This window comes from Blautia sp. AM23-13AC, assembly GCF_003435675.1.
In the GTDB taxonomy this organism is placed as follows: Bacteria; Bacillota; Clostridia; order Lachnospirales; family Lachnospiraceae; genus Fusicatenibacter; species Fusicatenibacter saccharivorans.
Genome location: NZ_QTUL01000008.1, coordinates 71,346 through 85,852 on the forward strand (window position 1 = coordinate 71,346; position 14,507 = coordinate 85,852).

At 38.9% G+C, this 14,507-nt stretch carries 17 protein-coding genes and 2 pseudogenes; 1 reads left to right on the plus strand and 18 read right to left on the minus strand.

Annotation, left to right across the window (positions count from 1 at the left end; genetic code table 11):
* Positions 1–137: 137 nt before the first annotated feature.
* From DW642_RS10260 to DW642_RS10310, 10 genes and pseudogenes are all read right to left on the minus strand, one after another.
* Complete coding sequence (locus tag DW642_RS10260) at positions 138–1,442, minus strand: substrate-binding domain-containing protein (protein WP_117510118.1); 1,305 nt, start codon at positions 1,440–1,442, stop codon at positions 138–140.
* Between the two features lie 343 nt (positions 1,443–1,785).
* On the minus strand, positions 1,786–3,147 hold the full coding sequence (locus DW642_RS10265; protein ID WP_117510119.1) for an MATE family efflux transporter: 1,362 nt from the start codon (positions 3,145–3,147) through the stop codon (positions 1,786–1,788).
* A gap of 227 nt (positions 3,148–3,374) precedes the next feature.
* The gene (locus DW642_RS10270) at positions 3,375–4,088 is read right to left on the minus strand and encodes a metallophosphoesterase (RefSeq protein ID WP_117510120.1); all 714 of its coding nucleotides are present in this window, start codon (positions 4,086–4,088) and stop codon (positions 3,375–3,377) included.
* A 22-nt stretch (positions 4,089–4,110) separates the two neighbouring features.
* Positions 4,111–4,230: pseudogene (locus DW642_RS10275) on the minus strand (ferritin family protein); the annotation flags it as partial.
* Between the two features lie 5 nt (positions 4,231–4,235).
* Complete coding sequence (locus tag DW642_RS10280; RefSeq protein ID WP_117510121.1) at positions 4,236–4,868, minus strand: flavin reductase; 633 nt, start codon at positions 4,866–4,868, stop codon at positions 4,236–4,238.
* Entirely contained in the window at positions 4,861–5,268 is a 408-nt protein-coding gene (locus DW642_RS10285) for a Fur family transcriptional regulator (protein ID WP_055225693.1), read from the minus strand. Before DW642_RS10285 ends, DW642_RS10280 begins: the two co-directional genes overlap by 8 nt.
* A gap of 127 nt (positions 5,269–5,395) precedes the next feature.
* Positions 5,396–6,145: a peroxide stress protein YaaA gene (gene yaaA / locus DW642_RS10290; protein ID WP_024854728.1), complete on the minus strand. Its 750-nt coding sequence runs from the start codon at positions 6,143–6,145 to the stop codon at positions 5,396–5,398.
* The gene (gene bcp, locus DW642_RS10295; protein WP_021737556.1) at positions 6,145–6,600 is read right to left on the minus strand and encodes a thioredoxin-dependent thiol peroxidase; all 456 of its coding nucleotides are present in this window, start codon (positions 6,598–6,600) and stop codon (positions 6,145–6,147) included. The genes yaaA and bcp overlap by 1 nt, the downstream gene beginning before the upstream one ends.
* 3 nt (positions 6,601–6,603) lie before the next feature.
* Positions 6,604–6,813 carry a DUF6219 family protein gene (locus tag DW642_RS16255; RefSeq protein WP_021737557.1) on the minus strand — a complete coding sequence of 70 codons (210 nt, stop codon included), beginning with the start codon at positions 6,811–6,813 and terminating at the stop codon, positions 6,604–6,606.
* 735 nt (positions 6,814–7,548) lie between these two features.
* The gene (locus DW642_RS10310) at positions 7,549–8,205 is read right to left on the minus strand and encodes a hypothetical protein (RefSeq protein ID WP_199596441.1); all 657 of its coding nucleotides are present in this window, start codon (positions 8,203–8,205) and stop codon (positions 7,549–7,551) included.
* 192 nt (positions 8,206–8,397) lie between these two features.
* Between DW642_RS10310 and DW642_RS10315 the strand changes: the two genes are divergently transcribed.
* Positions 8,398–8,913, plus strand: coding sequence for a helix-turn-helix domain-containing protein (locus DW642_RS10315; RefSeq protein WP_055182202.1), 516 nt, complete (start codon positions 8,398–8,400; stop codon positions 8,911–8,913).
* Between the two features lie 51 nt (positions 8,914–8,964).
* Here DW642_RS10315 and DW642_RS10320 read toward each other — a convergent pair whose 3' ends face one another.
* The 8 genes and pseudogenes from DW642_RS10320 to DW642_RS10350 all read right to left on the minus strand — a co-directional run bounded on the left by DW642_RS10320 (position 8,965) and on the right by DW642_RS10350 (position 14,356).
* Positions 8,965–9,381, minus strand: a complete 417-nt coding sequence (locus DW642_RS10320) for a hypothetical protein (protein WP_055225697.1) — start codon at positions 9,379–9,381, stop codon at positions 8,965–8,967.
* A gap of 22 nt (positions 9,382–9,403) precedes the next feature.
* Positions 9,404–9,619 carry a hypothetical protein gene (locus DW642_RS10325; RefSeq protein ID WP_055221652.1) on the minus strand — a complete coding sequence of 72 codons (216 nt, stop codon included), beginning with the start codon at positions 9,617–9,619 and terminating at the stop codon, positions 9,404–9,406.
* 308 nt (positions 9,620–9,927) lie between these two features.
* A pseudogene (locus DW642_RS16260) lies at positions 9,928–10,023 on the minus strand (DUF6462 family protein); the annotation flags it as partial.
* A 112-nt stretch (positions 10,024–10,135) separates the two neighbouring features.
* Positions 10,136–11,512, minus strand: a complete 1,377-nt coding sequence (locus tag DW642_RS10330) for a sensor histidine kinase (RefSeq protein WP_117510123.1) — start codon at positions 11,510–11,512, stop codon at positions 10,136–10,138.
* Entirely contained in the window at positions 11,500–12,162 is a 663-nt protein-coding gene (locus DW642_RS10335) for a response regulator transcription factor (protein WP_055195474.1), read from the minus strand. Before DW642_RS10335 ends, DW642_RS10330 begins: the two co-directional genes overlap by 13 nt.
* Before the next feature lie 14 nt (positions 12,163–12,176).
* Complete coding sequence (locus DW642_RS10340; RefSeq protein WP_117510124.1) at positions 12,177–12,917, minus strand: lantibiotic immunity ABC transporter MutG family permease subunit; 741 nt, start codon at positions 12,915–12,917, stop codon at positions 12,177–12,179.
* A gap of 1 nt (position 12,918) precedes the next feature.
* Positions 12,919–13,650, minus strand: coding sequence for a lantibiotic immunity ABC transporter MutE/EpiE family permease subunit (locus DW642_RS10345; RefSeq protein ID WP_004853398.1), 732 nt, complete (start codon positions 13,648–13,650; stop codon positions 12,919–12,921).
* Complete coding sequence (locus DW642_RS10350; RefSeq protein ID WP_055225704.1) at positions 13,643–14,356, minus strand: lantibiotic protection ABC transporter ATP-binding protein; 714 nt, start codon at positions 14,354–14,356, stop codon at positions 13,643–13,645. Before DW642_RS10350 ends, DW642_RS10345 begins: the two co-directional genes overlap by 8 nt.
* Positions 14,357–14,507: the final 151 nt, after the last annotated feature.

Here is a 14,507-nt window from a genome sequence, read left to right on the forward strand (position 1 = left end):
CCTTTTCTTAATAAAGAAGGGTATCATTGCTGACACCCCTCTATAATTTCATTCATTTACGGTAACGATTCAGAGACCTCATCTCGATTTCGCATGGCTCCGAATCGTCACCATTTACACTCTTATTCTGTCTCGAATTATTTGGAGAGAAGTGATGTATATGCTGCTGCATTATCGGTCTTAACCATGTTAATTGCAAAAGCATCATACTCGCTCGGGTTTCCAAGACGGTTTGTGATATTAGACTCTGTCTGTCCGTCTCCACCAATGTAATCTACCTTCAGGTTCAGCAGATCATCATATTTCTCCAGCAGTGGCTGATAGGTAGAGCTCAGGAAGTTATCCGATGCGTTGTAGATATTCAGCCATACTTTTTTGGATGGACTCTTGCTTTCATCCAGCTGTTTTGCAACTTTATCGTAAACTTTTGTGGAATCTGTGAAATCGTTGTAGTTATCGGCTGTTACAGCAATATTTAATGCGTAGTAAGATCTCTCTTCTTCGCTGTATCTGTAATCTTCACCCTCTGTCAGGCAGTTGCCGGCTTCATCTGCTGTACCGATACCGGTATTGATATCTACACCGTCCAGTGCGTTACGCAGAACTCTCAGTGTCAGATAAGCCTGAACGTCTGCATGCTGAGAAATTGTTCCGCCGTATCCTTCACCGATTGCTGCTACAGCATCGCTGTTCGCATCGTAACCGAAGGTAGGAACTTTGTTGTCTTTCGCCCATGCATTGAACATTGACATTCCCATACCATCGTTGTTGGAAACTACAACATCGATCTGATCACCGAAGGAAGCTGTCCATGTTCCGATCGCGTTACCAGCTGTTGCAGCATCCCATGTTGCACCTGCTGAGTTTTTCATTTCCTGAGAAGCCAGCTCACGGATGGTATATGTTTTTCCGTCTACATCCAGAGTTGCATCCTGCACAACCTTTGCTTTTCCATCTACGTTTGTTCCGGCTGGTGCAGAATCTACTCCGCCGTCTGCATCTACACCTGTTCCAAGTGCGGAACGAACACCACGTGTACGAGCGATAGAGTCGTTATGTCCGATATCACCGATTGCCAGAACATATCCGATTACGCCGTCACCGTTTCTGTCGATCGTGTCTGCGTTTTTCTTGATGTAATCCAGAACCATCTGTCCCTGCAGTTCAGCACCCTGGTTTGCATCGAAACCTACATAATAAGTATTTCCGTTGAAGTTCAGAGCATCTTTGTCCAATTCGCCGGTAGCACTGCTGGATGGCTGACGGTTGAACCAGCACAGAGGTTTGTCCTTGTTTTCTACGCTTCCGCCCGTTGATGCCGTAGAATCTGCTGTTTCTGTTTTCTGGGTAGAATCTTTAGACTCTGATGGGGATCCTCCACAGCCAGCCATGGATACTGCCATAGCTACTGCCATAATTGCTGCTAATGCTTTTCTTTTCATTTTTATTCCTCCCGTTTGGTGATTTTGCTAGATTCGCTTCGTTCCTAGCTGATGAATTCATTATAATCACAAGCGGTCTGAAAAAAAATAGAATATTTTTGGATTAGTTATTGAAATTTTTGGTTATTTCTTGTCGTAATTCCCCAAAACTCCAAGAATCATGCAAAAAAGCAGTCCCACAGAGCGCAAATTACCGCATGACAGATTTTTGTCGTACCTCGGGTACGCCTTCCCATCTGTTTCCTGTAGTTTGCGTTCTGCAGCACTGCTTTTTTTGTATTATTTCTTACTTATGCTTTAATCGGGGTAAGAGATCTAAAATCCTATTGCAGGCGAGACTGCATCAGCTTTCTGACGTTTTAGCATCTTTATATTTTCGTATCAGAATCATATAGCTTATGATCAGTAAAACAGCTGCACTGCTCCATGCACAGATCTCGGCATAGTATATTCCCTCTTCGCCGATCCATTTCGGCAGCAGCAGCGCAACGCTGACACGCATCACAAATTCCGCAATGCCGCTGGCAAGCGGAATCAAAGTATTGCCCAGCCCCTGGATCGCGGAACGATACACATGCAGCAAATACAGTATCCACAAAAAGACAGCCATGATAAACAAATACTTATATGCAATATCTAACACCTGTCGGATCTGCTCCGGTTCACCGGATACAAACAGAGACAATATATTACGCCCAATCAGCACCATCATACCGGAAATGAAAACAGAAGTGAGCACTGCCATATACGTACCGCTGCGCACACCTTTTCGGATTCTCTGATATTTCTTTGCGCCAAGATTCTGCCCTACATACGTTGTAATCGCATATCCATAGGAAACGGCTGCCATCTCCAAAATTCCATACAGCTTGTTCGTTGCCGTAAATCCGGCTACAAACAGAAAGCCAAAGCCATTGATCACATACTGCACCGTAAGTCCTCCCACAGAAATGATCACGTTCTGTATGGCAAGAGGAGTCCCCAGCTTCAAAAGCTGCAGACTCATAGACGGCTGCCTGTAAAAATCCTCCTTTTCCAGTCGGATATCCCTGATTTTCCGTAATACAAGCAGACAGTACAAGGCTGAAAATCCCTGTGCAATAACAGTCGCTATGGCTGCTCCGGCTACGCCCCAGCCAAAAACTGCCACAAACAGCAAGTCAAGTCCCACATTGATCACTGCTGCCACGGTCATTGCAATCAATGGAGATCTGCTGTTTCCAAGTGCCCTCAGGATCGCCGCAAAGATATTATAGGCAGCTATAATCGGGACTCCCGCAAAAATCAGCCGTAAATATAGCATCGTCAGATCAATAACATTATCCGGTGTCTGCAAAAATAAAAGAACGTGATAAACTGCTCCTTCACTTACTGCGAGTACAATCACAGACAGTAATGCTGTCATAATATAGCTTTTCGCCACCGCACATTTCAGATTTTCCTTTTCCCCTGCTCCATAGTACTGCGATACAAGAATCGAAAAGCCCTGTGTGATACCTGTCATGATGCCCAGCACCAGCCAGACCAGCCAGTCTCCGGCGCCTACTGCCGCCAACGCTTCTACTCCTACCACCTGGCCAACAATCATGGTGTCCGCCATCGTATAAAACTGCTGGAAAATATTTCCGAGCATCAGTGGTATGGCAAACGTTATGATCAGTTTTCCGGGGGATCCCGCAGTCATATTCTTTTCATTTGTTCCCATAAGATTAAGAATCTCCTTTTCTCTCTTTCTCCTCCTGCCGCTATTTTACAGGGGACCCTTGCGAAACACAATTCTATTTTTTCACAAAGTTTTTCCGATATTTTTGGTGGCTATTACTTTCTTTTGAGGTAAAAAGAGATTTTCGTTGGTTTTCCATTACAGAGTATGAAAAAGAAGCAGCGTATTTGAGACGCAGACATAATATGCATCCAATTACGTATCGGATTCTACATCTTAATTCCGCAGTATTCCCATGTCACTGTATCGAGCAAGAGGAACTCCTCTGTTCCAATTGGCTTTCCATCTCTGTAAGTTGAAAACACATCCGTGCTAATCAGATTTCCCTCTTTCGTAATTGCATCCATAGGTGTATGGCCTACAACCTGCAACAACTTACGTGGCTTATATAATCTCATTTTTGAATGCTGTGGTCTCAGCCAGATCGGCGATGCATCATTCCACATCTCGATTCTTCCGAGCTGATTAATCGTCTCTAGCACAGCATCCACATCATTATATTTTGCTCGCGGAACATATTCCTCTACAAAGAAATTCAGTACGCCTCCATGAGAAAAGAGAACATTGTCTATTCTCTGAACATATTTAATGGGATTATCTTCTGGAACAGCCTCTCGCAAATCCAACAACTTTCTTTGCACTGTCATTGAAGCCATGGAGCTATAACCGCTCTCCAGACAATGCCACAGATAACTCAAATCGTGATTCCCGTAGCACCAGGCTGTTTCCGGAAATGCTTTTGCAAACCGAACAGCCTCATCATAAGTTTCTTCATAAAGTCCGACATTATATTGCTTGTCCCAATCATCAGGGATGTCCATCAGACATACCGCTCGATCGGCAATTCCCTGATGCATAAGAGCTGTAGCCTGTTTAAACATCTGCGGTTTAAGATGAACATCAGGAATTACTAATATCTTCATACCATCATACCTTCTTATACTAACCTTCCTTTTTCGCTACAGAAGCAAAATAGGTATACTTATTTCTTGCCTGTGATTCCCCTGCAAATGCCTCCTGTAAATTCTTCTCTGTCTGTGTTCCTGCATATTCGTTTGCCGCCATCTCTTTTACCTCCGTTTCTTTACTACTTTTTCAAAATCTGATGCCGGGTGCTTGCACAAAGGACATATAAAGTCATCTGGTAATTCCTCGCCTACATATTCATATCCGCAAATTCTGCAACGCCATATTGTCTGACTGTCCTCTGTTTTTCCAACCTCCTGTGGCTTAGGCTTAATATTATTCTGATAATAATCATATGTTACTGAAGGAACATTGCTTAAAACTTCCATATCGGTTATCTCACCGATAAACATCGTATGTGAACCCAAGTCCTCTGTTTTAGTAACTGTCACAGAAATGTATGCATTTGTACCTTCTGTAATATAATAAATACCATTTGTGCCCCTGGCACACTGCTCAAATGCTTCAAACTTATTGGTATCCCTTCCTGATTGGAAGCCAAAATGTTTGAACAATTCAAATTGTGCCTTCTGACTTAAAACTGATACAGTAAATTTTCCGGTTCTTTGAATCATATCATGCGTATAATTTGCCTTATTTACACAGATACTTAACTGGTTTGGTTCCGAAGCTGCCTGAATGGCTGTATTAATGACGCATCCGTTATCTTTTTCTGCTTCTTTAGCGGTCAATATAAACAGTCCATAACTCAACTTATACATTGCTTTCCTATCCATGCTGTTCCTCCTTTACCTTCTCCCTGCATTTCGGGCAAATGCCTTTAAATGAAATATCATAATCCACAAATTCAATTCCATGAGTGTTATGAATTCTTTCCAGTAAATCCGGTATTTGATCCATATCCACATCAAAAATTTCACCGCACTTTATACATCTTACATGGTAATGATTTTTCAATGTAAAATCAAATCGGTTCGGTCCATTCGGAACTTCAACCTTTCTTAATGCACCTTCCTCTACCAATATATCAAGATTTCTATATACAGTTCCTTTTCCAATTGTTGGATATGCTTCTTTTATAAATTCATACACTTCATTTGCCGTAACGTGTCTTCTCATTTCGTATACGGTATTTCTTACGAGATCTTTTTGAATGGTATTTCTCCTACTTGTCATTCGTCCTCCTTATTAGGATTAGTTCTTAATAAGGATTATATACCACCATCCTCCTGCTGCCAATAAAAATAGTAATAATTCTCATTATTACAAAAACTGCCAAACTGAGCATCTTTTACCTGAATAACTATTTTATTTTGCGTTCAAATACATATTCTGAATCTGAAGATAAATCAGACCTAAACGAATATCCGAGTCTGTCAAATTTCTGAATCTCCACCGGATTTTCAATATTATTTTCCGCTATGAATCTGACCATTTCACCACGAGCCATCTTGGCATAGGTACCTTTTGTTACCAATTTATCTCCGGATAACTCACAAAATACAATCGTAATATATCTGTCCTGTGGTGTCAGATACTTTTCTATACATTTTGAGTATTCTTTTGATGCAAGATTAATGATAATCCTGCTGTCATCAATTACTGAGCGGTATAACAATTCTCCCCAGTACTCATACAGATTTTTTGCATCTCCAATTCCAACCTTTGCCTGCATTTCAAGACGATAAGGAGTCACACCATCCATTGGTTTTAAAATGCCATAAAACGCAGACAAGATTCTTAAATGATTTTGCAAATACTCAAACTGCTGGATTTCAAACACAGATGGTGCCATATATTGAAATGCAATCCCTTCATATGCTAAAACAGCCGGAGTAAGCCTGTTATAAAGATCCATATTTTCCAATCTGTTAAAGTTCTGCTCTGCAATCTTGTCATTACATTTCCAGATAGCTTTCAGTTCTTCTTTTGATTTGCTTTTCATCCAGTTTAATACTTCTGCTGTCTTATCAATATAGACAGGCAGTTCAACCGGTGCTAAGTTATCGGTATCTACAATCATCTTTTTTGCAGGTGATAAAATAATCTTCATTATGCCAATTCCTTAAGCATATTTTCAGGATCATCTGCCGCCTTGACTTTATCATTTGCCTTTATAATGATTCCCTGCTCATCAATAAGATATGTAGTTCTTACTACACCCATAGATACTTTTCCATAATTTTTCTTTTCTTTCCAGACATCATATGCTTCAATAACTTTACGCTCCGGATCTGCTAATAGCGTAAATGCCAGTCCGTATTTTTCTTCAAATCTCTTGTGAGACGCTACAGAGTCCTTGCTTACTCCGAGAATAACAGCTCCCTTCTCAGTAAACTGTGGATAACGCTCAGAAAAGCCACATGCCTGCTTCGTACATCCTGGTGTATTATCCTTTGGATAAAAATATAAGATCACTTTTTTTCCTGCATAATCGCTTAATTTATGCATTTCTCCATTCTGATCCGGCAATTCAAAGTCCGGTGCTTTTTTTCCTAACTCTAACATTTACTATTCCTCCGCTTTTGTATTTTCCACCTGTTTTCTTGTTCTTTTATTACCTGAAATCATTTTATGTCCCGTATACATAGACATGATCATACATATAAGAGTGCTACACGCAAAATACCTATGACCTGATTTGGATCCTTTATATCCAGTATAAAAAGTTCCAATCATAGTAATTAACGCTCCGATTGACCAATACTTATGTGCTTTCATTTTATACCTCCAAATTGATTAAGCTGTTTCCAAAATAAATATCTCTGGATCATTAACAATATTATACATTCCATCCATTACTTTTGACAAGCAGGGAAAGAAAAATACTCAATCCAAATACAAAAGGATGTATCACGATAATTCTTGCATTACCTTGACGCATCCTTTCGTGTTGTATTTTTTTATTCTTCTTTTCATTATTTTTTAATTTACAGATACCCTGCGTCATTGTTCCCATTTGGCAGAATGTATACCAGGTTCGTGGCTTATATGCCTTAGACACTGTGCTGTTTGGCTCATAAACCTCAACCTCCTTGTGCTTAGAGTATATGAAATTTTAGCTTTATCTTGTAAGTTTGCGAATATCCGTATAAACAAAAAAGCCCTTTGAGAAAAGGATTTTTCCTCTCTCAAAGGGCAAGTTGGCAAACAGGAAGTTTTGCATACGTTATTCTTCTAATATTTTTGTAGGGTTCGCATAGAAAAAGTGTTACAGACTTTTTCTCACAGTCTCCAATCCCATGTAACCATCACCAGTGTTAAAACCTTCCATTGCCAACTCCTCCATTTCTTTGAATTTTATGATTTAATCTTCTTTGATGGTTACAGTGTATATCAATAGGTGGGGTATAAAAATCCCTGCTCTTTTATACTGCTATCCTTCTAAGACAAAAGGCCCAGAATACTTTTTCCTGAGCCTTTCCATCTTGTTGTTTTCAATTATAGATAAAGCTATTATGCAACATTCTGATTCTCATCATCTAGTTGAGGTAAATCTTCATCGCTACCAATTGCTTTTAAACCTAACATTGTTACCGTCACTCCCAAAGCTAATGTTACAACTCCCCCAATCGTCTTGAACACTCGCTCATGAAATTTCTGCTGCTGTAAATATAATTCCGTTATTTTATCAGCTTCTTCCATCATTTTTTCAGAAAAGTCCCTTCTTTCCTCCTCTGTTAAGTTTTCTTGTTCCAGCTGATTTGCGAAGGTCTCAAGAACATACTGATGTGCATGAACTGCTTGTTCATATTCTTCTTTATTTGTTTCTAAAATTGTTTTGCATAACTGTGTATAATTTTCTATTGCTGATTCCACAAACTCTACATATACTGGGAACTGCTTTATTATTTCAAGCGCCACTTCCTTTTCCATATATGGAATCATAGATGTAAACTCCATCACTTTATCCTTTGTTAAATTTCGAAATGATTCAATTTTTAACGCTTTTTTTACAGCTTCTTCTGAATGATATCTTTTTCTTATTTTCTTTTCCATGATTATGTTCCTACTTTGCTTCTTTGCGAATGGTGCCAATTTTTTTGTCACTTCTGGTATCTCTTCCATTTTTGTTTCTAATAGTCCCCGGTGGAAGACCATGCTTCTTTTCAAGTGTTCCTACTCTACAATCACTTCTAGTTTTCCTCATGTTTTTTCTTCCTTTCATAATTCCGTATCAACAATGCACTTGTTGTTTACTGATGCTTCAAGTATAATAAAATCTATAAAGAAAATACACGCACAGCATGTGGACTTAACACCTGATAATTCTCATGTTCGGCGATATACGGGGAGGTTATTCTCATGGGGAAACAATCTACAAGAGAAAATAAAACAATTTATCAGATTTGCCGGGAAGAAGCCGGTCTTACCAGATTAGAAGCCAGCGAAAAAATGACTGCTGTTTCTGATTCTAAAATTGAAAAATTTGAATATGAAATGCAGGAACCTACACCTTACGATATTATCCAGATGGCAGACGCTTACGGGCGACCAGATCTCTGCAATTATTACTGCTCTCATAAATGCGAAATCGGTCATCGTTATGTCCCGGAAGTCGAAGTTTCCGACTTATCTAATATAATTCTGGAAACCATTGCCAGTCTGAATGAGATTAATCCTCTTACCACACGTCTGATCCAGATTGCCCGTGACGGTAAGATCAGCGATGATGAGATCAAGGATTTTGCTTTTATCAGTAACAAACTGGATGAAATTTCTCTGGCAATAGATTCTCTGAATCTCTGGGTTGATAAAACAGCCGGAGAGCAGGGACTAAACATCGAATTGCTCAGAGAAGAAAAAAAGAAACAGAAATAAGTATGAAAAAACAAGGCAGCGAACCTATTTATGGTTCACTGCCTCTTTCCTTTACATATGCTGTAACTGGTTTATGATGTATTCCGTTCTGCGGATAGCTTCTTCCACCTGATGTCTGGCATTATTGATTCGATCCTGCACCATCCAATCCACAACAAATCCATCAAAAAAATAATCTGCAAAGGATAAGAAGTCTCCAGTATTGATGTTTAAATTACAAGCCACGTTCACATCATTTAATTCCCTACTGAAATTACGAAGATCATATTTCGCCTGTTCCATATTTTGTCTTGCCTGATCCATCTTGGAGTGTTTCAACATCGTAGAAAAGAATCCACCGCCAAACATATCCACCAAGCCCCAATTCTTTGCACTGTTCAGGTTCTCTTTTGCTGTCCGAAGACTACTTAACGCACGTTGTCCTGCTTCAATCGCTTCTCGTTTCTCTTTTTCTATATCATATCCCATAATTTCTTCCCTCCTCGTATTTTTATGAGTTAGATGATATAAGTGCAATGATTCCGCCGATGATCAACAATGGAAGTGCAATATAAATCAGTCCGCCAACAACCATTCCTATCAAAATCACCGGGAAAAATACAACTGTACAGAGCAGCTTTAAGATTCCCCAGGATGCTTTTACACCAAATATAAAAAATTTTCCAATAAACCAAATCATGCATATAGCAAATAATAACGATAACATATTCTACTCCTTCTGACTCCTGTTATGATTTGAATCATTCATTTTTTTGATTGTTTACTTGATATAAACTCAGATGTATTTCTCACACCGATTTTACTACTGAATTCTGGGTTCTTCTCTATTTTTTCAATCATCCGAATTATCCTTATTCTCTGTGCTGTATCCATCTGCTCACCTCATTCTAACAGTTCTGCCTTTTGATATTGTCAGTATAACCGGATAACTTTTCAAAATATATACCTAATACAAAGAATTGAACATATGTAATTCTCAATTTTCGAGGAATAGTTGTTCCTCCTGTTCTTTCATCAAAATTCTTCATCACGGAATGCTTCCAGATATTCATCAATAAGATCCAAATTAACTAACACAATTCGTTTGACATGGTATACTGCTCTGGCATCTTTCGCTAACTGTTAGAGTATATGAAGTTTTGGCTTTATCTTGTAGTTTGCGAATATCCGTATAAATGAAAAGTCTAATCCCCCAGCTATGCTGGGGGATTAGACTTTTCATTTAGCTTGTTTCCTGACTACTCAGGAAAAATATTTCTACCCTCGCCCCACCTGTATTTTCAGAATTCGAAAGTTTAATACCTCCACCATATTTTTCAGCCACAGTTTTTGCAAAAAATAGTCCCATCCCATAATGGGCTTCGCCATTTCTACTTGTGTCATCCATAAAAAACTGCTCTGTGCCATGCAATAATGCTTCTTTTGTAAATCCTGATCCGCTATCCTCCACAATGAATGTCAGCCGGCCATCCTGCTCCTTTGCGTCAATATAAATGATTCCATTTTCTTTTGTATGCTCCACTGCATTCTGAATCACATTCATTACGGCTCGGAACATTGGATCATAAGCAATCGTTACCTTTTTATCACTTTGTCCCGCCTTCCAATCTATTTTCTGGTGATAGATTTCTACCAGTCCGAGTGCCTGTTCCTTTATATCTGCGAAAAAATCTTCTAACCTCACCGTTGTATAGGTAACATCACTGCAATTCCATGATTTTGTGACATCTATCAACTGTTTTACATAACTTTGTATCTGTGTTGTGCCGTTCAAAACATAAGTGATATTATTCTTCTGTTCTGTGGTCAGTTCAGTCTCTGAAAGTAGTTCTGCATTTCCCCGTACAATCGTAAGAGGTGTTTTAATATCATGCGCCAAAGCAGACATCTGTTGTTTCTTTTCCTGCTCTGTTTTCCACTGCTTTTCTAAAGATTCTCGCAATGCATCTCGCATATCATCGATTGCCGATAAACAGTCATCAAACTCTTTGATACCGGAACAGGATGTCTCATATTCCAGATTTTGATCCTTTATTTGTCTGATTGCGTCTAATACAGGCTGCATCTGCTTTTTGATTCTTTTTCCAAAACGTATGGACGGAATGATGATAATCGCTACCGCTCCAATCACTGACATAATAATCATCACATTCTGTGGTCCTATAAAATGCTCCCTCAAAAAAGCTGAATGATATTGAGGTGTCAGGCGATATTGCAATACAACATATTCATTTTCCCTTACAATTACTTTATAAAAATATTTCCCGGATGCGTTTCCGTACTTTGCAACATTCCATGCTATCTGTTCGTATTGTTCTGACAGATCTCCACCTATTTTCTCTCCATTCTCTGAAAAGATTACATAATCACAAAGTGCGGGAATCATCTCAGCAGTCACTTTATCTGCACGTAGAATCGTATCATATGCTTCATTAATCTTTTGCTCTGCATAATTTGCCGGATAAATACAGCCCACACTAATCAAAAGGTACAGCAGCAGATAAGCAACAATCACCAAACCAACTAATGATCCAAGCATGACCAGTACATATCTCATAAAAATCCTGCTGAGTGCATTGCTTCTCTTTACTCTTCCCATTTATATCCAATCCCCCAGACTGTTTTTATCGGCATATAATCATAATCCGCAAATTTTGCTCTTATATTTTTGATATGCGTGATTATAGTACTGTCATTACTCTCATTGTCAAAGCCAAAGACCGCTTCCAATATCTGTTCCTTCGAGAAAACCTGTCCTCTGTTTTTAGCCAGAAATTCACAGATTTCGTACTCTGCTTTCGTAAACGGAAGTTCTTTATCATCCATCAACAGTTTCTTTTGAGACATCTGAATGCAGACTCTCCCTAAAACCATCCGGACAGAATGTTCCCTGTGCTCTCTTCTAAGATGTGCATTGATCCTTGCCCGAAGTTCCATCACTCCAAATGGCTTTGAAATATAATCATCTGCTCCTAAAGAAAGTCCGTTTACCAGACTGTTTTCCTCCGTTTTTGCCGTAAGAAACAAAATCGGACAATCCACAAGTATCCTAATTCTTTTGCATAATTCGAAGCCATCAATTCCAGGCATCATAATGTCCAGTAAAATCAGGTCATAACGATGTAATTCTTCCATATTAATTTTTAGTGGATTACTTACTTTGGTAACCAGATGTCCATCCTTATTCAAAATGCTTTCTATCATTTCCAAAATTGCCGGTTCATCATCAACTGCCAGTATTTTTGCCATAGTTTCCCTCGATTCTATTCCGATATTCTGTTTCCTTCCCAGTGGTTTACCCACCAAAAATAGTATACCATACTAATCCCTGTAAATATTAAGCAACCTGGTATGAATGACAACCATTCACCTACACTAGTTTCTCCCAATATAGATTGCAGATAAGTATATGGTACTCTACCCGTCCAGCAGACAAATACATATTTCCACACATAATCTCCAAGTCCGGTAAGCATCAATGCACTAATTAGTCCTGATATAATCCCTGCTCCAATGGATACCCCTTTTCCAAACTGAAAAGCCAGAATCAGCTGCCACAGATAAAGTGGAACACTGCTTCCCCACAGCAGCAATGCTGCAAATATACATCCTTTCATGATTTCGATATCGCTTGATGCGATTCTTCCAAATCCAATTCCGAATATGATTGCTGTCAATAGGATAGAGCACAGACACAAAACCAGTAGCATCAACAGTTTCGATAAAAATGCTGCAGGTTTATCCGGTAAAGACAAGAGATTTTGAAAATCACCTGCATTTTGTTCCTGTTCCATCACACTTGCTGTAAAAATTCCAATAAGTACCGGAAGTCCTGCTCCTATTGCCTGATAAAATGCAATCACTTTCATATTTTCATTCCATGGTGAAAAAAAGTAATATATTAAAAATATAACGCTGGTTATAATCGGAATCAGTAAGTGTGCCAGAATCACAGATGTTCCTTTCATCTTTCGCAAGTCTGCATTAAGAGATCTTCCAATCATCTTATTTCACCTCTCTTCTCTCAAACCATTTCAAAAACAGAACCGTTACAAAAACAAACCAGATGATTGAGAGACACATTCCCGGAACAATGACTCCCGTATCCAAAAGAGGATTCCCTGCTTCTGCGGCAAGTCCATTTGGTAAAACATGAAGCAACGGGCACATCATTCGCATAGGGATTGCAGAAACAAGTACATACCAGATTCTGGTTTGTGATATTACCACACCGCTGACGGTAATAAACAGGCAGACGAACAGGTTTACAATCATTCCAAATCGTTCACTTAAAAATAAAGCTACCGGAATCTCCCATAACTCAGAAACCGTCAGAAACAATACTGCAATCAACGCTCCTCCAACTGGAACATGTGTCGTTAGAAGAAAGCCTCCAAGCGTTGCTCCTGCAAACACAATCACATTAGAAAACAAAATCATGTACCCAATATAAATAATTTTCCCCAGCAACAATTTTCTTCTGTCTGTGGGAATAGTCATTAAATGATAGTATTTTATCTTTTTCTCCTGCGCCACAGAAAGATAACAAAATAGAGCAATCATCCCCGGCAGCAAAAGTGTATACCACCAGTTCCAAACACTTTCTGCATAAGCATTTGTCATCCCAAGAGTAAATATAAATGCCATGACAAATGTAAGAAGAGGAAATCCCCAGATAAACTTTTTTCGCATGGTTCTTTTGGCTTTTTGATGTTCTGCTTTTATAATATTAACCATGGATTTCACCTGCTTTCTGGTTTTTTCTTACCACATTCATAAACAAATCTTCAAGATTATCTCCCTGCTTTAATGCTCCTTCGTATCCTAAGATTCCACCTGAAATAATCCCGACTTTATCTGCAAGTAACTGTACCTCTGAGAGAATATGACTGGAGAGAATTACAGTGATTCCCTGTTCCGGAAAAGACCGGATCAGCTCTCGTAATTCCTCGATGCCTATTGGATCTAATCCATTCGTAGGTTCATCCAATATCAAAAGTTCCGGTTCTCCAAGCAATGCCATTGCAATGCCTAGTCTTTGCTTCATTCCCAAAGAAAACTGTCCTGCTTTCTTCTTTCCGGTGTTTGTAAGTGATACAATCTGCAAGACCTCATCAATTCTGTTTTCATCTGTACCAAGCAATAATTGTCTTACCTTCAAATTCTCTCTGGCGGAAAGATTTTCATAAATAGGCGGATTCTCAATTAGCGCTCCTATTTTTGATAAATCTTTCCTATCCCAAAGTTTTCCATCAAAGTAAATCTTTCCTGCAGTGGGTTTCATCATACCGGTCAACATTTTCAATGTGGTAGATTTTCCCGCACCATTCGGTCCAAGCAGTCCATAAATCTGTTTCTTTTCTATATTAAGTGAAACATTATTTACCGCTTTCTGCTTTCTAAAATATTTACACAAATTTTGTGTCTGCAACATCATTTCCATCTTTACTATCCTTCCTTCCATATTTCATTTCTTACTGAAATATAACCTAACAGAAAAAAATAAAGATTTGATGAAGATTGCTAAATAATTCGTCTACTCTATTTTTATTCTCGTATGGAATAAACCATCATTAATAAGGGTAAGATCACTG

Coding starts and splice junctions, on each gene's coding strand:
- DW642_RS10260 (WP_117510118.1), bottom strand. CDS start 1,442: ATGAAAAGAAAAGCATTAGCAGCAATTATGGCAGTAGCTATGGCAGTA.
- DW642_RS10315 (WP_055182202.1), top strand. CDS start 8,398: ATGGGGAAACAATCTACAAGAGAAAATAAAACAATTTATCAGATTTGC.
- DW642_RS10350 (WP_055225704.1), bottom strand. CDS start 14,356: ATGGAAATGATGTTGCAGACACAAAATTTGTGTAAATATTTTAGAAAG.
- yaaA (WP_024854728.1), bottom strand. CDS start 6,145: ATGAAGATTATTTTATCACCTGCAAAAAAGATGATTGTAGATACCGAT.
- DW642_RS10265 (WP_117510119.1), bottom strand. CDS start 3,147: ATGGGAACAAATGAAAAGAATATGACTGCGGGATCCCCCGGAAAACTG.
- DW642_RS10335 (WP_055195474.1), bottom strand. CDS start 12,162: ATGGCAAAAATACTGGCAGTTGATGATGAACCGGCAATTTTGGAAATG.
- DW642_RS10325 (WP_055221652.1), bottom strand. CDS start 9,619: ATGTTATCGTTATTATTTGCTATATGCATGATTTGGTTTATTGGAAAA.
- DW642_RS10320 (WP_055225697.1), bottom strand. CDS start 9,381: ATGGGATATGATATAGAAAAAGAGAAACGAGAAGCGATTGAAGCAGGA.
- bcp (WP_021737556.1), bottom strand. CDS start 6,600: ATGTTAGAGTTAGGAAAAAAAGCACCGGACTTTGAATTGCCGGATCAG.
- DW642_RS10285 (WP_055225693.1), bottom strand. CDS start 5,268: ATGACAAGTAGGAGAAATACCATTCAAAAAGATCTCGTAAGAAATACC.
- DW642_RS16255 (WP_021737557.1), bottom strand. CDS start 6,813: ATGAAAGCACATAAGTATTGGTCAATCGGAGCGTTAATTACTATGATT.
- DW642_RS10270 (WP_117510120.1), bottom strand. CDS start 4,088: ATGAAGATATTAGTAATTCCTGATGTTCATCTTAAACCGCAGATGTTT.
- DW642_RS10330 (WP_117510123.1), bottom strand. CDS start 11,512: ATGGGAAGAGTAAAGAGAAGCAATGCACTCAGCAGGATTTTTATGAGA.
- DW642_RS10280 (WP_117510121.1), bottom strand. CDS start 4,868: ATGGATAGGAAAGCAATGTATAAGTTGAGTTATGGACTGTTTATATTG.
- DW642_RS10340 (WP_117510124.1), bottom strand. CDS start 12,917: ATGATTGGAAGATCTCTTAATGCAGACTTGCGAAAGATGAAAGGAACA.
- DW642_RS10345 (WP_004853398.1), bottom strand. CDS start 13,650: ATGGTTAATATTATAAAAGCAGAACATCAAAAAGCCAAAAGAACCATG.